Here is a 22,174-nt window from a genome sequence, read left to right on the forward strand (position 1 = left end):
CAAAATCGGGGGGACGTCGGTTGCATAGAAAGGATGCCTCTGTTTATACGCGGGTGGCTAGCCGGCTTTCCGAAATAGTTCCAACGTCGGATATTCGAGTGGACGTTGATCAGGTGCGGCAACTACTAACTGTTGAAGTCAAAGAGCGAAGCGGCGCATTTTTGCCTGCTCGAACATTGTCTGATGGGACATTAAGATTTTTGGCGCTTTCGATTCTTGCAGAAGATCCGGAGTTCAACGGTGTTCTGTGCTTTGAAGAACCCGAAAATGGAATCCATCCAGCTCGTGTTAGTGCAATGCTTGATTTATTGAAAGAATTGTCCGTTGACCCTAGTGAAGAAGTGTCAGAGTCCAACTCAATGAGGCAGATTGTGGTTGCAACGCATTCGCCGGTGCTTGTTTCAATGGAAGAGCCGAATGATTTGATATTTGCGGACGTAGTGAAGGTTAGGGGTCCAAATGGAATGCCCGCAACTACAATAAGATGTAAATGTCTACGCGAAAGTTGGAGATTTTCAGAGGGCGAGGGCAATGCTATTGATCGGGCTTCGATCATTTCATATTTAGAATTGCCGCCTGACCGTCAAATTTCGCTTAACCTTAAATCGGCGCGCACGGAAGTCCTTGGATGAAAATGAGCTTTGTATTGACCGGAGAAGGGCTTTCTGATCTTAATTTGGTGGATCATATTGAGACTCTATTAATTAGAGCCGGTTTTTTAGAAGTGAGTGGAACGCGATTTGATCCATCGAGACTGCCGATGCATGTTGGACATTCCGTAAGAGAGAAGTTGCAGGTCTTAACCGAACTTTATCCCTCTGCTGATGTGATATTTGTTCATCGCGATGCAGATGCACAAGGTATGGCTGCCAGGCAAAAAGAAATAAAGGCGGCATGTGACGGAATTTGCGATTCGGATTTGGTTATTCCTACTATTCCGGTGCGAATGCTGGAAACATGGCTCTTGGTTGATAGTCGAGCTATCAGAAGAGTTGCTGGCAAGATGGGTCAAGATAAGATTGAATGTATTCCAGCTTTAAAAAACCTGGAGCATGTGGCTGATAGCAAGAAGTTGCTTTTAGATGCTTTATGTGAGTGCAGCGAATTGCAAGGAATTAAACTTAAAAATTTAAGAATCTTTTTGGAAAAATGCGGGCGAGACTTGTTTCCGCAATAGACCCGGACGGGCCTATTTGTCAACTCCCTTCGTATTTGCAATTAAAAAATGATTTGGATCTTCTATATAAAAGAATGTCCGACTGATTCAGGTTGCGGTGCACCTAAGCCGCGTCGGCGTACCACGGTGCGGTCAAGATCGCCTCGCCGTTGGAACCGGCAGTCAATGCGTCCAGGCCATAGTCGGGCAGGTCGGGGTAGCGCTGGCGTGCCTGTTGCAGGATCTCCCGCGCCAGCACCGCCATCTGCGCGACGTTGCGGTGGATGCGTGCGACAAACGCATCATCGTCGAGCGTGTCGTTCAAGGCGCCATTGAGTTCGTTGAACCAGCCGATCAGGTATTGGTCCAGCAGCCGTCCGCTGCCGGTGGCGATGCTTTGGGCGGTATTGCGAACGCCCCAGTCGTGCAGTACCTGCTGCATTGCCAGGTTCATGTCGCGTGCGTGCAGGAAGTCGTTCTTCATGCGCGAGAGCAGACTGAGATGGGCGATGCGCCCGCTGCAGAACAGCGGTGCCAGCAACGACCAGTAATAGGTGTAATCCCAGATCACCTTGACCGGCATGACCTGCTCGTCGCCGAACAGCGCGTATTGATCCTGATACAGCGTCAGCGTGTTTTCGTAGAACGAAAAATACAGCTGCTCGTATAGCTCCACGTACGGGCTGAGCGACTTGCCGGCGCGGTCGCGGCCGATCAATTCGCAGATGTAGGTGTTGGAGATGGCGATGAAGTCGCTGCCTGGCGAATAGAACGGGTCCAGGAACACGCCCGCTTCGCCGGTCAGTGCCCAGCGCTGCGGCGAGAACACCTGCTTGCAACCATAAGAGAAGTTGCGCAGTAACAGAAAGTCCTGCAGCCGATAATCGGCCTGGTCGAGCGTGGCGGCCACCTGCGGCTGATGCGTGCGCAGCCAGGTCATCGCCTTCTCGTGGGTGTTCATGCGCTCCAGCGGATGCAGGTCTGCATCGCAGACGATGCCCAGCGAATGCGCACCCGAGGCCAGTGGGATCAGCCAGAACCAGTAGCCCGGCCCGCACATGTGGTTGGTCGAACGCCAGCGGTCTGGCGGCGTGCAGCGTTGCAGCCAGCTGCTGTCCTGCGACCAGTCGTTGGGGTCGATCAGGCCTTCCACACGCCACCACACTGCATTGGCATTGTGCTCGTTGTCCTGCGACAGGCCGAGCTTGCGCTTGAGCAGGCCGGCGCGTCCGCTGGCATCCACCACCCAGCGCGCACTCAGCGTGCCCGGCATGCCATCGCGTTCGAAGCGCACGGCGTGGTCGGTGTCGTCTTCGGACAGGTCCACGCCCTTGACGCTGCAGCTGTCGATGAAGGCGATGCTCTGCGCACGCGCCCGTTCGCCGAGAAAGTTCTCGAAACGGCCGCGGTCGATCTGCCACGACGGCGTGGGCAGGATCTTGCTCACGCCCAGTTCGGTGCAGCGGTCGATGTCTTCGCGCTTGTCGGAGAAGAAGAAGCGGAACCCGAACTTGCGGATCTGCTCGGTTTCCAGATGCTCGTGCAAGCCCAGCACGTCGGCAAAATAATGCGCGCCGATTTCCACCGTGGATTCGCCGACCTTGAAGGCGGCCTCGCGGACCGGATGCGCGCGCCGTTCCAGCACGGTGATCGCCAGTGCTGGATCGCGTTGCTTCAACTGCAACGCCAGACTCAGGCCAGCCAGGCCACCTCCGGTGATCACGACATCGGCGCGCTGTGCATTCATGAGGAGTGGTTGCTCTTGGTGACCGCGGGGACAGTAGCAAATTCGCCGTCGGGATCGTCAACGATCACCGGGTTGGCACGCACGCGGCGATACTCGCGCCACACATGGCCATATGCCCACACCTGTTTGACCACGTGCGAGGTGATATTCCACAGGTCGCGCACCAGCCGGAAATGGCTCTTGCGAAAGGTACCCGGCGAGGTACCAGCGTAGCGGGTTTCGATCGGCACCGCGACCACGCGTGCGCCGGCCTGGCGTGCGGCCGAAATCAGCAGCTGCGCTTCGAACACGAAACCTTCGCCGGGCACGTCGGGTAGGGTGAACACCGAGGCCGGATACAACCGTTGGCCGCTCTGGCTGTCGATCAGGCGGAAGCCGCACCCCCAGGCAATGCCCCAATCGCCGAAATCGTTGCCGATGCGGCGGATGGTGGGCTGGGTGGCGCGCTTGCGCATGCGCGCACCGATGATCACGCAGCCCGGGTGGCGGTTGGCGGCAGCCAGCAGGCGCGGGAAATCGGCCGCCTTGTGCTGGCCATCGCCATCCATCGTCATCACCGCGCGCATGCCAAGCCGCTGTGCTTGCGCAAAGCCACTGCGCAGTGCCGCGCCCTTGCCCATACGCTGCGGGTGACGGATCAGCGTGACCGGCATGCCGGCGATGCACTCGGCGGTGCCGTCGTCGGAGCCGTCGTCGATCACGATGACGTGCGTGCAATAGGTCAGCGCATCGGTGACCACTTCGCGGATGCGCAGCGCCTCGTTCAACGCCGGCACCAGGATGGTGGTGTTCTCGCGGCTCAGCGGTTGCCGGCTCATTGCGAGATCTCCACGCGCAGCACCCGGCCCGGCGCGGCATACAGCGCCACGCTGTCGCCATTGCCGGCCAACAGGTCCAACAGCGGCAGCATCGGCGCCATTGCATTGCCGGCGATGTGGCGCGCCAGCGCGCCATCGCCGGGCGAGGGGGTGCCGTCGTCCAGATGTGCGTGCAGCTGGGGCTTGCCGGCCTGGCCGGGCGTGCCCAGCACCAATGCGCTACCCAGCAGCCCCTGGCTGGGGGCGACGCGCCCGAGCGGCCCGACCGAGCGGGCGTCGTAGCTGACCAGCAGCACGGCCTGCGCGTCGGCAGCGCGCTGCACCAGCGCTTCCAGCAGACCCTGCGCGAAGCTGCCCAGGCCGGCACTCATCGCCGTGGCCGGGGTCATCGCACCGGCGCCGATGGTCCAGTAGCCGGCGGCGGCGTTGTGTACCGAGTTGTGGAACTTGGTCGGCGAGATCGCCAACGGGTCGCTGGCCAGCGTGGTGCACATGTAGTCGGAAATGGCCAGATCGCCGTAGGTCGAGGTAAAGATCGACGGCAGGCTGGCCGGGTCGCGGCCGGCGGTGCTACAGGCGGCCAGCGCAGCTTCCAGCGACACCGCCACCGTGTCCGGCGCCCGCCGGCGTTCGTTGGCGGCCAGCAGCTGCGGTGCCGGGCGGGCGGGGGCTTCCTGCAGCGCGCCGCCGCGCGCGAAGGCACTGGCAGCTTCCCAGCTGGGCAGACCCTGGGTCCAGAAGCCGATCCCTTCGATGGTCGCGGTCAGCATCAGCGGGCCCGCCCGAACAGCAGCGAACAGTTGTTGCCGCCAAAACCGAAAGAGTTGTTCATGGCGTAATCGATGCGGGCATGGGCGTTGTCGAAGCGGATTTGCGGGCCACAGGCCGGGTCGGGGATGTCGCTGTTGAGCGTGCCGGGCAGCATGTCGTCGCGCAGCGCGAGCAGGGCGATCACCGATTCGACGATGCCTGCCGCGCCCAGGGTGTGGCCGGTCCAGGCCTTGGTCGAACTCGCGTGCAAGGTGCCGGGGAAGATCGCTGCCACTGCGGCGGCTTCCACGCTGTCGTTGGCCGGCGTCGCGGTGCCGTGCAGATTCAGATAGCCCACCGCGGCTGGCTCCAGACCGGCGCGGTCGATCGCACCGCGCATCGCCAGCTGCGCGCCCAGCCCTTGCGGATGCGGCGCCGACATATGGTGCGCGTCGCTGGATTCACCGTAGCCGTACAGCCATAGCGACACATCCGGTGCGGCGGCCGGGCGTTCGAGCAGCGCAAAGCCGCCCGCCTCGCCCAGACTCAGGCCGACCCGGCGCGCATCGAAGGGCTGGCACATCTCCGGCGCCACCACCTGCAGCGAGTTGAAGCCGAACAGCACGCTGCCGCACAAGGTGTCCACGCCGCCGACCAGGGCCGCGTCGATCACTCCGGCATCCATCAACCGCGCCGCCTGGGCGAACACCTTGGCGCTGGAAGAGCATGCCGTGGATACGGTGACGCACGGGCCACGCAAGCCGGTGGCGTGCTGTACGAAGTCGCCCAGCGAATGCGGGGTGTGCACGATCGGGCGATTCAGATCCTCGGGGAAGCGCGCGCCGTCGGCGTCTTCGACCAGCCGCGTATACGCTTCTTCGCTGGCGCCGATGCTGAAGGTGGACGTGCCGATGATCACCGCCACCCGCTCGGCGCCGTAGCGCTGCGCGGCGGCCTGCACGGCCTGCACCATGCCGTCCTGATGCAGGGCCAGCCAGGCCAGGCGGTTGTTGCGGCAATCCCACTCTTGCAGGGCATCGGGCAACACCACTGCTTCCACGCCATCGACGCGGCCGACCCAACAGGGCAGCAGCGGTTGCGGGCCGAAATCGTTGCGCCGCAGGCCGCTGCGGCGTGCGGACAATGCGGCGGCCTGGGCGGCAAGCCCGGCGCCGAGCGCGGTGGTGGAAGTGAACGCGGTGACGGCAACCGGGGCCATCTTGGACGAATGCTGCGCTTGGCTCACGATGGTCTGGCTGGCAAGAAAGTGCGGTCAGTATATCGATGGCGCGCGTGGGTCCCGTTGACGGCGCAACTGAACGTCACCGTCATGTCGCTGACGCGGCTGGGATTTTTCGCACAGGCCGCGCTTTCGCCGTCGCCGCAATTGCGACACAATCGACGCGACACATCTCTCTTCCGAGCGCGACCACGCGCGCATGCACGCCTACGTCTATAAAAGCCAACGCAAGCAGGACACCTTCGTCTATCTCGCCACACGTGACGATTTCTCCGGGCTTCCTGCCGCCGTGCAGGCGCAGCTGGCGCCGTTTACGTTCGTGCTGGATGTGGCGCTGACGCCCGAACGCCGATTGGCGCAGGCCGATGCGGCCACGGTGCGCGAGGCGCTGGGCAAGCACGGCTTCTATCTGCAATTGCCCAAAACCATCGTGCTCGCCGGCGAGTGCGATTATGACTGAGCCTGTGCGTGGCGCACGGATGCGCGCCGCAGCGCTGGCCGGTGCGGCTGGCGTGGTGCTCTGCCTGCTCGGTGGCCTTGGCGGCGGGATTGCGGCGCTGAGCCTGTGGCTGGCGCAGCCGGCGTTCGCGCTGGCGGTGTCGTGGGCACGCGGGACGCGCGCAGTGCCGGGCCAGCCGCGCGCGATCGCGCAGGCGCTACTGCCGCTGCTGGCACTCTGGGGCGTGGGCCTGCTGGTACTGGCGGCGCTGATCAGCTGGCCACTGACCGCCTTGCGCGACAGCGGCAGCCTGGCGGCCGCGCTGGCGCTGAGCGTCGCGGTCAGCGCGGCCCTGCTGGGGCTGTGGCGGACCTGGCCGTTGTGGGGCGAGGTGGAACGCGACGGTGGTGCGCTGGTGCCACGCTGGCATGCGCTGGCTACGCAGGAATTGCATGCCTGGCGCGGCCTGCTGGCGGCTGCACTGGTACTGGCGATGTGCACCCTGGCCGTGGTGCTGGCCTGGCCGGGCTGGTTGTCCGGCGGCCTGCGCTGGGGCCTGGCGGTGGCCGCCGGTGTGCTGCTGCCGGTGGCCCATCTGCTGCTGCAACGCACCGCCGCACCCATGCGCAGCGATGCGCCGCAGACGCGCCAGGCCGCCGATTTCTTCTCCGAAGCTGCCGCCGAACCGCGCCCGCTGGAACCGGTGGCCCGGCATCAGCTGGTGCCAGAACTCTTCGAGGCCGCGCGTAGTGGCCGGGTGGACCGCGCGCTGCAATTGCTCGAGGCCGGCGCCGACCCGCAGGCGTTGCCGCTGCCGGAATGGCGCGATCAACGCAGCCTGCCGGCGCTGGCGGCGGTGCTGCCGGACCTGCGCCTGCTGCGTGAGTTGATCGTGCGCCGCGTCGACGTCAATCAACCGCACCGCGGCATGACCCCCTTGCTGGCCGCCACCCGCGACAGCTGGCACGGCCGCCCGGATGCGGTGATGACCTTGCTGGCCAACGGCGCCGACCCGCGCGCCAGCGACAACGACGGCAACACCCCCCTGCATCACGCCGTGCGCAGTTCCGACCCGGGCGTGGCCGCGCTGCTGCGCGACGCCGCCGCCGAGCTCGACGCGCTCAACAACGAAGGCCACTCGCCGCTGGCGATGGCCTGCCAGGTCGGCAACTGGCGGCTGGCCAAATTCCTGCTGGAACGCGGCGCGCAGTCCGAGCCCGAAGGCGGCGCCCCGGTGCTGCTTGCCGCTGCCGGTACCGAAGAAGACGACCCGGCCGGCGTGCAGTTGCTGCTCAAGCACAAGGCGCGTGTGGATGCGCGCGATCGCCAGCGTCGCAGTGCGCTGCACGAAGCCGCGCTGGCCGGCCACGGCGACATCGTCGAGGCGCTGTTGTCGGCCGGGGCGAATCTGGAAGCGCGCGATCTGCTGGGCCGCACCCCGTGGCTGGATGCCGCGCGCCAGGCACGTAGCGCGGTGCTCGAACGCCTGGTCGCACGCAAGGCCGATGTGCTGGCCATCGATGGCGACGGCCGCAACGCATTGATGCTGGCCTGCGCCGCCGACAACGTGTCGCCGGCACTGATCCGCCGCCTGCTGGACCTTCAGGTGCCTGCCGACAGCGTCGATGCGCACGGCCGTCGCGCGGTGGATGTGGCCGCCGAGGCCGGACGTTGGGCGATCGTGCAACTGCTCGATCCCGCTTACCCGTTGCCGGCCGCGGTCAGCGACGCGCAGGGCGATACGGCTGGCGTTGCCGTGCTACCCGATCGCCCGCCGTTGGTACTGCTGCGCGAAGGCCTGCAGCTCGGGCAGCGCGATGGCCTGGTCGCGCTGGCGCGGCTGTGTGCCCCGGAAGAACTTGGCGGCCTGCTGCACGAGACGCATCTGGCCTTGAACGCCGAGGCGGTCGACTGGCTGCTGCGTCACGGCGCCGACGCCGAAGTGCGCGACGCCTGCGGCGATGTCCCGATGTTTGCGCTGCTCTCGCGCGGCGTGGAGGCGGTGCCGGCGCTGCAGGTGTTGCTGCGGCATGGCGTTTCGCCGGCAGGCGCCGGTGGCCTGACCCGGCTGCTGAGTGCCTGCGTGCAGCACGATGCGGCATCGCGTGGGCTGGAACAGTTCGCGCTGGAACTGCTCGAACGCGGCGCCGACCCCTTCGCGCCGTCAGCCGCCGGCGATCCGCCGTTGTCGCTGGCGGTACGGTTGGGCTGGCTGCGCCTGCAGCACTGGTTGCTGGAACATGGCGTGGACCGCGAGGCGCGCGACAGCCACGGCATGACCGCCCTGCATCTGGCCACCGCGCTGGGCCGCGACGCCTCGCTGAAACTGCTGGTCAAGCAGGGTGCCTCGCCGGAAGCGCGTGCTGCCGACGGGCAGACCCCGCTGGGCGTGGCGCTGTCGATCGGCCGCCGCGATCTGGCCGACTGGCTGGATTGGCGCATCTGGTCGCTGCCGCGCCGCACGCTGCGCGAAGCGGATGTGCCCGCCGCCGCGATGACCGGCGATACCGATGCGGTGCGTCGCTTGATCGATCTCGGCCTCACCGTCGACGCCGTCGACGCCCAGGGCTGCACAGCGCTGCTGCGTGCAGCCGGTGGCGGCCACCTGGGCGTGGTCACCCACCTGCTCGGCCGCGGCGCCGATCCGCAGCGCGCGGCCAATAGCGGCGCCACGCCGTTGTCGGCGGCGGTGAGCATGCGCCAGACCGAGATCGTGGCCGCCTTGCTGCACGCTGGCGCGCAGATCGAACACCGCCTGCCGGGCGGGGTGACCGTGCTGATGCTGGCCTGCGCGCTGGGCCTGCCGGACATCGTGGCGCGCCTGCTCACCGCCGCGGCCGACCTGCACGCCACCGACGATCAGGGGCTGGCGCCGCTGCATTGCGCCGCGTTGTACGGCTTCACCGCGCGCGACAAGAACCGCCTGTTGGCCCTGTTGGACACCTTGCTGCTGGCCGGCGCCGACCCGGAATGCCTGGCCGGCGGCCGGGTCAGCCCGTTGCTGCTGTTGCTGGGCGCGCGTGCCGAACCGGGCACCGCCTGCGACGAGCAGGTGGTGCTGGCCGGCGTCGAACGCCTGCTCGACGAAGATGTCTCGCTGGATGTGGCCGACCAACGCGGCTTCGGCCCGCTGCATCTGGCCGCACTGCATGGCCTGCCGCTGCTGGTGCAGCGCCTGTTGCGGGCCGGCGCCGATGCCGACCGCCGCGATGCGCTCAACCGCACCCCGCGCGAGATCGCCATCATGCGCGGCTTCATCGATGTGGCCGGCCAGTTCGAACCGGCGCTGCCGGGCGTCTCCTCGATGGCGCGCTTCCTGCGCGAAGGCCGCTGAGCCAGCGCGGCGGGCAACCGCTGCGAGTGCTGTTCGTGTGCAGCCGCAACCGCCTGCGCAGCCCCACCGCCGAGCGCGTCTTCGCCGACTGGCCCGGCGTGCAGGCGCAATCGGCCGGGCTGGCCGCAGATGCCGACGTACAGGTCACCCCGGAGCTGCTGCAGGAAGCGCAGGTGGTGCTGGTCATGGAGCGTCGCCACCTGCAATTGCTGCGTCGCCGCTTCGCCGCGCACCTGCGCCACTGTCGGGTGATCTGCCTGCAGATTCCCGACGACGATGCGTACATGGACCCGGCACTGGTACGCCGCCTGGAACACACGGTGCCACCGCTGCTTGGCCTGCCGGTGCAGTCGTAACCTGATCCCGACACGGCCCATGCAAGACTGCGCGTTCTTTCTCCGGAAGGAAGCGCCCAACCAATGAGCGTGCGTATCGAGGACCACGCAATGCTGGGCAACTGCCACAGCGCGGCCCTGGTCGACCACCGCGGTACCATCGGCTGGCTGTGTCTGCCACGCTTCGATTCCGATGCAGTGTTCGCTTCGCTGCTGGGCGACGAACAACACGGGCAATGGGCGTTGTCGCCGGCTGCCGACTTCCGCACCGAGCGCGCCTACCAGGACGATAGTCTGGTGCTGTGCACGCGCATGATCACTGACAGCGGCACGGTGGAGCTGATCGACTTCATGGTCGCCAGCGAGAACGGCGAAGTCCATCAGCACCTGGTGCGCATCGTGCGCTGCGTGCAGGGTAGCGTGCCGATGCACATGCGCCTTACCTTCCGCTTCAACTACGGCCGCACGGTGCCTTGGGTGACGCGCATCGTCGATGGTATCCGCGCCATCGCCGGCCCCGATCAACTTGCCTTGCGTTCGCCGCAAACGCTGCGCGGCCAGGACATGGGAACCGAAACCGACTTCACCCTGCGCGAAGGGCAAAGCACCTGGTTCCTGCTCAGCCACGGCGCCTCGCATCAGGCCACGCCGCCCTTGATCGACGCCCAACAGGCGCTGCAACGCACCACCGCGTTCTGGCACGGCTGGGCGCGCCGCTGCACAGATGTCGGGCCTTGGACAGAGCAGGTGCGCCGCTCGCTGGTGGTGTTGAAGGGGCTGAGTTATCTGCCCACCGGCGGCATTGTCGCCGCGCCCACTGCCTCGTTGCCGGAGCATCTGGGCGGCACACGCAACTGGGATTACCGCTATTGCTGGCTGCGCGACTCGGTGTTCACGCTGATCGCGTTGCTGCAGGCCGGGTACCGCGACGAAGCGGCGGCATTTCGTGATTGGGTCCAACGCACCATTGCCGGTTCGCCGGATCAATTGCAGGCGCTGTACGGCATTGCCGGCGAACGCCGCTTGCAGGAATGGGAAGCGCACTGGTTGCCCGGCTATGAAAATTCCGGTCCGGTGCGCATCGGCAATGGCGCGGTGGATCAGTTTCAGCTCGATGTGTATGGCGAGTTGATCGGCGCGTTCCATTACGCACGCGAGAAGGGCGTGGGCCTGCCGTCGGACGACGACGGGTCGTCTGCGTCGCTGCTGGAAAAGATTCTGGAAACGCTGGAAACCCTGTGGCGCGAACCGGATGAAGGCATCTGGGAAATCCGCGACGAGCGCCGCCACTTCGTGCATTCCAAGGTGATGGCATGGCTGGCCTTCGACTGCGGCGCGCGCGACGGCATCACCAATGCAGATGCTGAAAAGCGCGCGCACTGGGGCCGCATTGCCGAAGAAATTCACGCCCAAGTGCTGGAAAAAGGCGTGCATCCGGATGGCCACTTCGTGCAGAGCTATGGTTCGGATCGGCTGGACGCCTCGCTGCTGCTCATTCCCATCGTGGGCTTCTTGCCGCCGGAAGATCCGCGCATCGCCGCCACTGCCGATGCGATCGCACGCGAGCTGACCATCGACGGGTTGGTCGAACGCTATCGCGCCGGCGACAGCGCCGATGGCTTGCCGGCCGGCGAAGGCACCTTCCTGGCCTGCAGTTTCTGGCTGGTGGAAAACTATGCCTTGCTCGGCCGCACCGACCAGGCGCGAGCGCTGCTCGAACGCCTGCTCGGGCTGTGCAACGACGTGGGCCTGCTCGCCGAAGAATACGACCCGCGCAGCAAACGCATGCTCGGCAACTTCCCGCAAGGGTATTCCCACGTGGCTCTGGTCAATGCGGCATTGCGCCTGCATGGACGCATGGGCGAAAAGGAAACGCATCCATGAGTGAGCAAGCAACCACACCGCCGTGCATCATCGTGGTGTTCGGCGCGCGGGGCGATCTGACCAAGCGCCTGGTCATGCCGGCGCTGTACAACCTGCGCCGTTCCGGTGCGCTGGGCGATGAGTTCACCATTGTCGGCATGGACCATGGCGACATCAGCGAGCGCGCGTGGCGGACCAGCATGGCGCAGTCGATGACGCAGCTGCTCAGCAGTCGCGATGCCGAATTCAAGACCGACGAATTCGACACCGCTACCTGGGACTGGCTGCGCGAGCGCATGCATTACCTGCGCGGCGACTTTACCGATCAGGGAGCCTACCGATCGCTGGGCGGCGTGCTGGACAAGCTGCACAAGCGCTACGGCACGCAGGGCAACGTGCTGTTTTATCTGGCCACCGCCGCGCGCTTCTTCGAGCCGGTATTGCTCAACCTGGGCGAAGCTGGCCTGGTCAAGCAACGCGCAGGCGAAGGCTGGCGCCGGGTGATCGTGGAAAAACCCTTCGGCCACGATCTGCCCAGCGCCCAGCATCTCAACGCCACGGTGGCCAAGGTGCTGCACGAAGATCAGGTGTTCCGCATTGATCATTTCCTGGGCAAGGAAACCGTGCAGAACATTCTCGCGTTCCGCTTCGCCAATGGTTTGTTCGAGCCGGTGTGGAATCGCGACCGCATCGACCACGTGCAGATCACCGCTGCCGAAACCATCGGCGTGGAAGGCCGCGGGCGCTTCTACGACCCCACCGGTTGCCTGCGCGACATGGTGCCCAACCATCTGTTCCAGTTGCTGGCGATGATTGCGATGGAACCGCCAGCGGCGTTCACCACCGAAGCGATGCATCGCCGTCGCGCCGAAGTGATCGAAGCGGTGCGCCCGATCGAACCCGAAGACGTGGTGCGTGGGCAATACGCCTCCGGTGCGGTGAGCAGCAGCGCGGTACCGGGCTATCGCGAAGAAGACACCGTGCCGGAAGATTCGGACACCGAAACCTATGTGGCGATGAAGCTGCAGGTCGACACCTGGCGCTGGGCCGGCGTGCCGTTCTACCTGCGCACCGGCAAGCGCCTGCGTGAACGCACCACCGAGATCGCGATCCGCTTCAAGCCCGCGCCGCTGGCGCCGTTCCGCAGTACCGAGGTGGGCGGTTACGGCCCCGACTGGCTGGTACTGCATATCCAGCCCGATGAAGGCATCTCGCTGCAGTTCGACGTCAAGCGCCCGGGCGCGCAGGTGGCGCTTGCACCGGTGCGCATGGACTTCCGTTACCGCGACTGGTTCCCCAAGGAATACACGGTGGGCTACGAGCGCCTGCTGCAGGACTGCATGAACGGCGAGGCCGGCCTGTTCCAGGATGCGGCGATGGTGGAAGGCGCATGGCGCATCGTGCAACCGATCCTGGATGCATGGAAACAACCGCCCAGCGACTTCCCCAATTACGCCGCAGGCAGCGCCGGCCCCTCGGCCGCCGACGCGCTGCTGGCGATGAATGGCGGTCACGCGTGGCGCGCACTCACTCCAGGTCGTAAACCACCGCCGCGCCGCCCACCAGAGGCACGCGCTGGTGCTGCGACGCCGGTGAAGAAGGCTGCCAAGAAGACGGCAAGCAAGGTCGGCAAGGCACCGGCCAAGAAAGTCGCCAGGGCGTCAGCCAAACGCGCATCTGCCGCGACAACGAGGCCCTCGCAGGATGCCGGGACGTCGTCTGGCAGCGCGGCCAAGAAAATCGTGCGCAAACGCGTAACCAGCAAGGTCGCAAAGACCACCGGCAAGACTGCAGCGGGCAACGGTGCAGCGAAGAAATCGGCGAGCAGGGCCGCAGCGCGTCCACCACGCCGCTGAGGGATGCCAGCGGTGCAGCAGTCGCCGCAGATCCATGTAGGAGCGCGCCCGCGCGCGACGGGGCTCTACCGTTAACGCCTGTCGCGCGCAGGCGCGTTCCTATCGAAGAGCTCAGCGGTCCTGCGTGGTAGGTGCCGGCTCCCCATCCACATCCGCCTTGACGTCGGCTTCGAACAGGTTCATCAGGTCGGCACGGGCGTCGCGCGAGGTCTGGATCACCTTGGCTTCGTCGTCGTAGACCAGGTGCTGGCGGCGCAGCAGGTCTTCGTCGTGCTGGCGGAAGCGTTTGACGTGATCGTGTGCGAGCGCTTCGCCCAGGCCGAGCGAGGTCAGCACGCGTTCGCTCAGCTCCAGGCTGGAGGCGAACACTTCGCGGAACGGTTCTGCGCCCAGGTCCATCAGTTTCCAGGCGTGCTGACGGTTGCGTGCACGCGCCAGCACCGTGGCGTGCGGGTACAGCCGGCGGATCAGTCGCACCGTCTTGATGTTGGTGTCCGGGTCGTCCACCGCGATCACGAATACCTTGATGCGCTCGGCACCGGCGGCGCGCAGCAGTTCCGGGCGGGTAGGGTCGCCGTAATACAACTGACTGCCGAACCGGCGCAGGTCCTCAACGGTATCGGGGTTGTGTTCCAGCGCCACGAACGGCACATGCCGCGCCGTGAGCAGGCGCGCGATCACCTGGCCGAAGCGGCCCATGCCGGCGACCAGCACCTTGGGCGTCTGCGCATCGATGGTGTCGAACGGGCGATCGGTCTTGGGTGCGCGCGCACGCAGTGGTCCGTTGACGATGCGTTGCATGCCGAGTAGCAAGAGCGGGGTCAGTGCCATCGACACGCCGACGATGGCCACCAGCCGGTCGTGATTGGCCGGCTCCAGCAGGCCCACACGATCGGCTTCGTTGAACACCACGAAGGCGAATTCGCCGCCCAGCCACAGCACGCTGCCCAGCATCAGGCTGCTGCGCAGCGGCAGCTTGGCCATGCTGCCGATACCGGCCAGCAGCGAGAACTTCACCACCAGCAAGATCCGCCACGCCCGCTGCGATCACCCACGGCTCGGCCACCACGCGGTGGAGATCGATCCCCATGCCCACCGAGATGAAGAACAGGCCCAGCAGCAAGCCTTCGAACGGTTCGATCTGCGATTCCAGTTCGTGGCGGAATTCCGAATCGGCCAGCAACACGCCGGCGATGAAGGCACCCAGGCTGGCGCTTAAGCCGGCCTCCTGCATGATCCAGGCGGTGCCCAGCACCACCAGCAAGGCACTGGCGGTGAACACTTCCGGCATGCGCGTACGCGCCACCACGTTGAACAGGTGACGCAACACAAAGCGCCCGCACACGATCACCAGCGCCAGGGCCGCCATCGCCTTGGCCACGTCCTGCCATTGAAGCGTTGCGTTCTTGCTGCCGCCGAGCAGCGGGATGGCCGCCAGCAACGGGATCGCAATCAAATCCTGGAACAGCAAGATGGCAAACGCCAGCCGCCCGTAGTCGCTGCTCAGCGCCTTGCGTTCGGCCAGCAATTGCAGCCCCACCGCCGTGGATGAGAGCGCCAGCGCCACGCCGATGATCAACGCGCTCTTCCAGCCCAACTGGGCTGCCATCAACAAGCCGCCCAGGATCACCGTCGTCACCAGCACCTGGGTGGCGCCAGCCCCGAACACCGAATGGCGCATCACCTTCAGGCGCGCCGGCGACAGTTCCAGCCCGATCACGAACAGCAGCATCACCACGCCGATCTCGGCCGCGTCGCTGATGCGTTCGGCATCCTGCACGACACCCGCGCCGTCGGGCCCGAGCACCACGCCGGCGACCAGGTAGGCCAACACCGCACCCAGGCCGAAGCGCTCGAACACCGGCACTGCCACGATGGCGGCCAGCATCAACACCAAGGCCAGTTCCAGACCACCGCTATGCATGCGTACTCTCCAGTGAGGGACGCATTATGCCGCGCAGGTCCGTTGGCCTGCGCGCACGCATGTGCCATCTGCACGGCGGCGATGCCGGGCTGCGCGGTGTGCGCCCGGCACCTATCTGCGGAGTGTGTGCGGATCAGTCCAGCAACGCCTGCGCCTGCACCGTCAGTGCGCGAGCGCTGCATGGCGCGCCGAACATGGTCGACACACCGTGCGAGCGATCAGTCGCTTTTCAGCAGAAAACGCCGATCCAGCGGCTGCAGTGGGCGTGCATTGAACGGGTACACGCGTTCGAACGCGTTGATCTGCGCCTCCGACACCTGCACCGGCTGGCTGAGCACCACCCAGTCCACCGTTTCGCTGCACGGCGGCGTGGTCAGCGAGCCCTCGTAGCGATAGAAACTGCGTTGATTGCTCGGCGGAAGAAACGCCTCGGCGCTGACCGTGGCGTTGGCGACCTGCCGGGTCTGGTCCTTGTCCTTGGGCATGGCGTCGAGCACGCGCTGGAACGCCGGATTGGCCTTGCCGGTTTCGAAGAAGATCGCCAGCACGCCCAGCGTCCCGTCCGGGCCCTGATGCACCAGGTGCGCTTCCATCGGGAAACGCCGGCCGTTCAACAGGTGCTCGCTGGGGTGATGGAAATGCAGTTGCAGCGCTTGATACTGCTTGCCGCCGGTCGCCATGGTGCCGCCATCGCGCAGATCCAGCTGGATGGAATGGCCGGTGTTGCGCACGACCAGCGGCACGGCGCTGTAGCTCAGCAGCAGCGTGCCCAGGTTGGCGTCGATGGCGCCTCTCAGATCGATGGGGCTGTTTTGCTGGCCATTGCCGCACAGCGCATTGTCCTTGGCCAGCTCGGCCCAGTGCTCGGCACCTTCCGGGCCGGTATAGCCCCATTCGTGCCCGGCATGTGGCGCGGTTTCGTGCGCCTCCACCGGCTTGCTCTCGGGCAGTGCGGTTTGCGCCATGCCCACAGCGTCCCAGCTGGCGGCGGTGCACAGGCACAGCGGGCTGATGCGACGTAACAGAAGCGACCTGGAAGCGGGCATGCACAAACTCCGGAAGAAAAACGCACTGCGTGGATGCGATGGCCGATGCCATGGCGGAAAAGCAACGCGCCGGGCATTGCGGGAAGCGGACTGCAGCAATGAACTGTGACGCTCGGCACAGCGGTGCGACAGGCGGTTGGTTGGCTCCGTCTCCGCGGCTACCGGCGCCATGGCAACAGGGCATCGGCACTGATAACCCGCTTGCCTGGCAGGGGTTGGGTATCGCCGCGCGTGTCCCCGGCCTGCCGCAACGCTGTGCAATGCCACGTGCGCAGCGTTGCGCCGCCGCTGGCCTGTGTACCGAGCGCCTGACTGGGCAGGCCTGCGCCGCCCGGCTTCGGGAAGCCCACTTAAGCGACCTGCGCGCAGGGCATTGACCAAGCCGACTCAGACGCGCAGACTGCGCCGCGCCATCGTCCGGATCACCGGTCGGTACGCACCTTTGGAGCCCTTACCCATGTCCAGCGACAGTCACCCTAGACCCGGGTCGATGACCCAGCTGGCGCGCGCCTGAGGCCCAGGTTCGCCTGCTGTCATCGACGACGGTCGTCACCAGGCGAACCACCATGTACGAGCAAACCCTGCGCCTTGCCGAAGGCGTCGATGCACTGACCGCACCCCTGGCCGAGCTCAACACGGCCGATGCGGTGGAATATCTCAACACCCTGGACCGCGACGACGCGGCGCAGGTGCTGGCCGCGTTGCCGCCAGCACGGGCGGTGAAACTGCTCGAACAACCCGAGCTGCGCGATGCCAGCACGCTGGTGGCGTCGCTGCCGGCCGAGCAGGCCGCCTCGCTGCTGGGGCAGATGGCCGACGACCGCGCCACCGACATCTTCCACGGCCTGGATGCCGAGCAGCGCCAGCCGCTGCTGTGGCTGCTTAGCGCCGAGGCGCGGCTCTCGATCCAGGCGCTGATGCGCTACCCGCCCAATACCGCTGGCGCGCTGATGACCACCGAGTTCGTCGCCGTGCCGTCGGACTGGACGGTGGGCCGCACTCTGCAGCACATCCGCGAAGTAGAGCGCAGCCGCGAGACCGTCTACGCGATCTATCTGCTCGACCCGTACACCCGCGTGCTGCAGCAGGTGGTGACCATGCGCCGCCTGATCACCGGCGCGCCGGAGGCGCCGATCCTGGAGGTGGCGCAGGTCAATCCGCCGATCACGGTGGACCCTGCGCTGGACCAGGAGGAAGTGGCCCGGCTGATCCGTCGCCACGACCTACTGGCGATCCCGGTGGTGGATGCGCGCGGCCACGTGCTCGGCATCGTCACCGTGGACGATGTGCTCGATGCCTTGATCGCCGAATCCACCGAAGACGTGCACAAGTTCGGCGGCATGGAAGCGCTGGACAAGCCCTACATGCAGATCGGCTTCGGCCAGATGATCAAGAAGCGCGCCGGCTGGCTGAGCGTGCTGTTTCTGGGCGAAATGCTCACCGCCAGCGCGATGCAACACTTCGAAGACGAGCTGTCCAAGGCGGTGGTGCTGACCTTGTTCATTCCCCTGATCATGAGCTCGGGCGGCAACTCCGGCTCGCAGGCCACCTCGCTGCTGATCCGCTCGCTGGCGCTGCGCGAGCTGCGCCTGCGCGATTGGTGGAAAGTGGCGTTGCGCGAACTGCCCACCGGCCTGACCCTGGGCGCGATCCTGGGCGTGCTGGCGATCGTGCGCATCACCATCTGGCAGACCGCCGGCCTGTACGACTACGGCCCGCACTGGCAGATGGTGGCGCTGACCATCGGCGCGGCGCTGATCGGCATCGTCACCTTCGGTTCGCTATCGGGCTCGATGCTGCCGTTCGTGCTGCAACGCTTCGGCTTCGACCCGGCCAGCGCCTCGGCGCCGTTCGTGGCCACGCTGGTGGACGTCACCGGCCTGGTGATTTATTTCAGCATCGCCGCGCTGATTTTGAGCGGCACGCTGTTGTAGAGTCCGGTTTCCTCTCGGGCAGGGTGCTGGCGATGCGAGGCAGAGCGCTGTGGTCCGTCGTGTGGGCTGGAATGTTATCGATCGTCGTGGCGCTGCCAGGCTGGGCCGAACCGGCCCAGCCTGTAGGATGCAACTACGATCGTGTGGCAATGCTGGCGCTGGATGAAAACGCCTTCGACCAGGACATGCAAGGCGGCTGGCGCACCGTTGCAGATCGCCCCGGCTGCGCCGCGGTGGCTGCCGACCTGTTGCGCGACTACCGCCAGGGGCATGCGATCACTGGTGGCATCGTGGTTTGGCACGAGGGGCAGATGCGTGCAGAAGCCGGGCAAACGGCGCAGGCGATCGCGCTGTTCGAACAATCGTATAAGCCAGCGGCCGAGGATCTCGCCGGCTGGAATCCGTATGTTGACGCCATGATCGCGTTCCTCAAACGCGACCGCGCCGGTCTGGAGGCCGCACGGGCACGGCTTGCGTCGGTCCCGTACCCGAAGGACAAGGACATGCCGCCGTTGCAGGATGGCTATGTCGTATGGCCGGCCACGAGCGGACGGTCTGAGATGAAGATGCGCTGGCCACCAAACCTGGATGTCGTCGATGGCCTGGTCAAGTGCTACGACGAACCTTATTCGGTGGCCTACGGTGCCCAGCGTTGCCGCATGTGGACCTCGACATTCTCAAAGTAAGCGGGCCGCGCAACGCTAGCCGCTACAGCATGCGCGGCAGGCATGGTCATGCGGCAACCGTGGTGCCCTTAGTCGTCGAATATCATCAGCTCGAAGGGCCTTGAGCGACACGAGCATCGATCGACGACGACCGCCATGCCGCAACGCGGCTGTGCCAAGCACCCTTTCGCAGCGCGCGCACTTGGCAGCCGTCACCGTCATCGCGCCTTCGCCTATGTCATCCATGCCCTGAAACGCCAGTGCGTGTACCGTAGAGCGATGGTATTCGCGTCCCCGGTCCGATGAGTACGTACCACCTGCAACAGGTCTTTCGGCCCAGCACCGTGGCGGTGGTGGGTGGCAGCCCGCGTGATCGTTCGGCCGGGCGCGCGGTGGTGCGCAACCTGCGCGCGGCCGGCTTCCCTGGCCAAATCGGTTGGGTGAGCCCGCGCTATAGCGAGATCGACGGCGTGCGCACGGTGGCGCGGCTGACCGATCTGCCGTGGGTGCCGGATCTGGTGGTGATCACCGCGCCGGCGCGCATCGTGCCGCGCATCGTCTCCATCGCCGCGCGGCGTGGTGTGGCCGCGGCGATCATTTTGACCGCCGGCCTGGGCAGCGGCCCCGGCTCGCCGGCCGCGCGCATGGAGGCGGCTGCGCGCGCAAAAGGCATGCGCATCCTCGGCCCGCACTGCCTGGGCGTGATCGCTCCGCATGCGCGGCTCAATGCCAGCATCGCCGCGCACTGCCCGCAGGCCGGTGATCTGGCGCTGATCTCCGAATCCAGCGCGATTGCTGCCGCGCTGGTGGAGTGGGGTGTGGCGCGTTCGGTCGGGTTTTCGGCGGTGATGTCGCTGGGCGATACGCTGGATGTGGATTTCGGCGATCTGCTCGATTACTTCGCCACCGACTACCGCACCCGCGCGATTCTGCTGTACGTCGAACGCATCGGCGATGCGCGCAAGTTCATGTCGGCCGCGCGTGCTGCGGCACGTGCCAAGCCGGTGGTGGTGGTCAAATCCGGCCGCCAGTACCGCATCAATCCCAATGCCGACACCCACGCGCAGGCGCTGGCCGGTTCGGATGCGGTGTACGGCGCCGCGTTTGCACGCGCCGGGCTGTTGCGGGTGGGCGCGCTGGACGAGCTGTTCGCCGCCGCCGAAACCCTGGGCCGGCTCGGCAGCTTCCCCGGCCGGCGCCTGGCCATCCTGAGCAATGGCGGCGGGGTGGGGCGGCTGGCGGTGGACCAACTGGTGCTGCGTGGCGGCACCCTGGCCGAGTTGTCGCCCAAGACGCTGGAAAAACTCGATCAGTCGCTGCCGGAAGGCTGGTCGCGCAGCAACCCGGTGGACATCATTGTCGACGCCGATGGCGCGCGCTATGCCGCAGCGATCGAAGCGCTGCTGGACGATGCGGAAAACGACGCGCTGCTGGTGGTCAACGTGCCCACCGCCTTCACTTCTTCGGCCGATGCCGCCAAGGCGCTGACCCGCGCGCTGGACCAGCGCAACCGCTACCAACGCGACAAACCTGTGTTTGCGGTATGGCTGGGCCAGGACGATGCGGCGATTGCCGCACTCAACGCCGCCCGCGTGCCCACCTATGCCACCGAATCGGATGCGGTGCGCGGCTTTACCCACCTGGTGCGCTACCGCGAGGCGCAGGCGGCGCTGATGGAGACCCCGCCCAGCCTGCCGGAAGATTTCGTGGTGGATGCCGGCATTGCGCGGACGCTGGTGGAAGAGGCCTTGGCGGCCGGCCGGCGCTGGCTGGATCAGGTTGCCACCAACCGGTTGCTGAGCGCCTACGGCATCCCGGTGGTGCCGCTGCAGGTGGTCGCCACCGCCAACGACGCCGCATTGCTGGCCGACCCGTTGCTGGCGGTCGGCCGCACGGTGACGTTAAAAGTGTTGTCCAGCGAGATCGCGCACAAGTCCGACGTGGATGGCGTGCGCCTTAACCTGTCCAGCGTGGCGGCGGTGCGCGAAGCGGCCACCGGCATCCTGGCGCTTGCGCGCGCTGCGCATCCCAACGCGGCGATCGAAGGGGTGATCGTCCAGCCCACCGTGCTGCGGCCCAAGGCGCGCGAGCTGATCGTCGGCATTGCCGACGACCCGGTATTCGGCCCGGCGATCGTGTTCGGACGCGGCGGCACCGCGGTGGAGGTCATCAACGACCGCGAGCTGGCCCTACCGCCGCTGGACCTGCGCCTTGCCCACGAGCTGATCGGCCGCACCCGCGTCTCGCGCATCCTCAAGGCCTACCGCGACGTGCCGGCGGCCGACGAGCGCGCGGTGGCGCTGGTGCTGGTCAAGCTGGCGCAGCTGGCCGCCGACATCCCCGACATCACCGAGTTGGACATCAACCCGCTGCTGGCCGACCGCGACGGCGTGATTGCGCTGGACGCCCGCGTGGCGGTGGCGCCGGCGCGCAAGCTGCACAAGGGCCGCGGCCATCCGCGCTTTGCGATCTTCCCTTACCCCAAGGAATGGGAACGCCAGATCGGCCTGGGCGATGGCACCCACGCGCTGGTGCGCCCGGTGCGTCCGGAAGACGAAGCGCTGGTCCGCGCGTTCTTTGCGCGCGTCACCGACGAAGACCTGCGGCTGCGCTTCTTCCAGTCGGTGAAACATTTCAGCCATGAATTCATCGCGCGGCTGACCCAGCTCGATTACGCCCGCTCGATCGCGCTGGTGGCCATCGACCCCAAGACCGGCGACATGCTCGGCGCGGTGCGCCTGCACGCCGACGCCGATTACCAGCGCGGCGAGTACGGCATCCTGATCCGCTCGGACCTCAAGGGCCATGGCATCGGCTGGCAGCTGATGCGCATCATGATCGAGTACGCGCGCTGGCTGGGCCTCAAACAGATCGAAGGCCAGGTGCTGCGCGAGAACCGCACCATGCTGGCGATGTGCCAGAGCCTGGGCTTCGGCTTGCGCCCGGATCCGGACGATGCGACCCTGATGGCGGTGACACTCCCTATAATGGGCGAGCCGCGCCCGGCCTGACCTTGCGTCACGCCGCGGTCCCCCATCCTCCACCGCACGCCGGATCTGCCGGGCTT

15 protein-coding genes and 1 pseudogene are annotated in these 22,174 nt (G+C 66.1%); 10 read left to right on the top strand and 6 right to left on the bottom strand.

Annotated features, from left to right (window positions below):
• Window positions 1-632: AAA family ATPase (locus XAXN_RS20680; protein ID WP_134980540.1), on the top strand; the 632-nt coding region annotated here is incomplete at its 5' end.
• The gene (locus tag XAXN_RS20685) at window positions 629-1,177 is read left to right on the top strand and encodes a hypothetical protein (protein ID WP_134980539.1); all 549 of its coding nucleotides are present in this window, start codon (window positions 629-631) and stop codon (window positions 1,175-1,177) included. The genes XAXN_RS20680 and XAXN_RS20685, both read left to right, overlap by 4 nt.
• 103 nt (window positions 1,178-1,280) lie before the next feature.
• Here the strand turns inward: XAXN_RS20685 and XAXN_RS05870 are convergent, their stop codons facing one another.
• Genes XAXN_RS05870 through XAXN_RS05885 form a run of 4 tightly spaced genes read right to left on the bottom strand, consistent with a single transcriptional unit; the run spans window position 1,281 to window position 5,690 of the window.
• Window positions 1,281-2,903, bottom strand: a complete 1,623-nt coding sequence (locus tag XAXN_RS05870; protein ID WP_054318863.1) for an NAD(P)/FAD-dependent oxidoreductase — start codon at window positions 2,901-2,903, stop codon at window positions 1,281-1,283.
• Entirely contained in the window at window positions 2,900-3,721 is an 822-nt protein-coding gene (locus XAXN_RS05875; protein WP_054318864.1) for a glycosyltransferase family 2 protein, read from the bottom strand. Before XAXN_RS05875 ends, XAXN_RS05870 begins: the two co-directional genes overlap by 4 nt.
• Window positions 3,718-4,491: a beta-ketoacyl synthase chain length factor gene (locus XAXN_RS05880; protein WP_054318865.1), complete on the bottom strand. Its 774-nt coding sequence runs from the start codon at window positions 4,489-4,491 to the stop codon at window positions 3,718-3,720. Before XAXN_RS05880 ends, XAXN_RS05875 begins: the two co-directional genes overlap by 4 nt.
• A complete protein-coding gene (locus XAXN_RS05885; RefSeq protein WP_054318879.1) occupies window positions 4,491-5,690 on the bottom strand; it encodes a beta-ketoacyl-[acyl-carrier-protein] synthase family protein in 1,200 nt (399 codons plus the stop codon). Before XAXN_RS05885 ends, XAXN_RS05880 begins: the two co-directional genes overlap by 1 nt.
• Window positions 5,691-5,910: 220 nt before the next feature.
• On the opposite strand from XAXN_RS05885, the gene XAXN_RS05890 reads away from it, so the two are divergent.
• The 5 genes from XAXN_RS05890 to zwf all read left to right on the top strand — a co-directional run bounded on the left by XAXN_RS05890 (window position 5,911) and on the right by zwf (window position 13,538).
• On the top strand, window positions 5,911-6,171 hold the full coding sequence (locus tag XAXN_RS05890; RefSeq protein WP_003487326.1) for a YcgL domain-containing protein: 261 nt from the start codon (window positions 5,911-5,913) through the stop codon (window positions 6,169-6,171).
• Window positions 6,164-9,484 (top strand): ankyrin repeat domain-containing protein, encoded by a 3,321-nt coding sequence (locus XAXN_RS05895; RefSeq protein WP_054318866.1) that lies wholly within the window; start codon window positions 6,164-6,166, stop codon window positions 9,482-9,484. Before XAXN_RS05890 ends, XAXN_RS05895 begins: the two co-directional genes overlap by 8 nt.
• 26 nt (window positions 9,485-9,510) lie before the next feature.
• On the top strand, window positions 9,511-9,840 hold the full coding sequence (locus XAXN_RS05900) for a low molecular weight protein tyrosine phosphatase family protein (protein WP_134980466.1): 330 nt from the start codon (window positions 9,511-9,513) through the stop codon (window positions 9,838-9,840).
• 63 nt (window positions 9,841-9,903) lie between these two features.
• On the top strand, window positions 9,904-11,703 hold the full coding sequence (locus XAXN_RS05905) for a glycoside hydrolase family 15 protein (protein WP_054318867.1): 1,800 nt from the start codon (window positions 9,904-9,906) through the stop codon (window positions 11,701-11,703).
• Window positions 11,700-13,538: a glucose-6-phosphate dehydrogenase gene (gene zwf, locus XAXN_RS05910; protein ID WP_054318868.1), complete on the top strand. Its 1,839-nt coding sequence runs from the start codon at window positions 11,700-11,702 to the stop codon at window positions 13,536-13,538. The genes XAXN_RS05905 and zwf overlap by 4 nt, the downstream gene beginning before the upstream one ends.
• 111 nt (window positions 13,539-13,649) lie before the next feature.
• Here the strand turns inward: zwf and XAXN_RS05915 are convergent.
• A pseudogene (locus XAXN_RS05915) lies at window positions 13,650-15,462 on the bottom strand (monovalent cation:proton antiporter-2 (CPA2) family protein).
• 218 nt (window positions 15,463-15,680) lie between these two features.
• Window positions 15,681-16,508, bottom strand: coding sequence for a carbonic anhydrase (locus tag XAXN_RS05920; protein ID WP_054318869.1), 828 nt, complete (start codon window positions 16,506-16,508; stop codon window positions 15,681-15,683).
• A gap of 566 nt (window positions 16,509-17,074) precedes the next feature.
• On the opposite strand from XAXN_RS05920, the gene mgtE reads away from it, so the two are divergent.
• The 3 genes from mgtE to XAXN_RS05940 all read left to right on the top strand — a co-directional run bounded on the left by mgtE (window position 17,075) and on the right by XAXN_RS05940 (window position 22,118).
• Window positions 17,075-18,442, top strand: a complete 1,368-nt coding sequence (mgtE, locus tag XAXN_RS05930) for a magnesium transporter (RefSeq protein ID WP_054318871.1) — start codon at window positions 17,075-17,077, stop codon at window positions 18,440-18,442.
• 71 nt (window positions 18,443-18,513) lie between these two features.
• The gene (locus tag XAXN_RS05935) at window positions 18,514-19,128 is read left to right on the top strand and encodes a hypothetical protein (protein ID WP_054318872.1); all 615 of its coding nucleotides are present in this window, start codon (window positions 18,514-18,516) and stop codon (window positions 19,126-19,128) included.
• 281 nt (window positions 19,129-19,409) lie between these two features.
• Window positions 19,410-22,118, top strand: coding sequence for a bifunctional acetate--CoA ligase family protein/GNAT family N-acetyltransferase (locus tag XAXN_RS05940; protein ID WP_054318873.1), 2,709 nt, complete (start codon window positions 19,410-19,412; stop codon window positions 22,116-22,118).
• Window positions 22,119-22,174: the final 56 nt, after the last annotated feature.

The sequence above is a fragment of the Xanthomonas axonopodis genome (genome assembly GCF_001304695.1).
Classification (GTDB): Bacteria; Pseudomonadota; Gammaproteobacteria; order Xanthomonadales; family Xanthomonadaceae; genus Xanthomonas; species Xanthomonas axonopodis.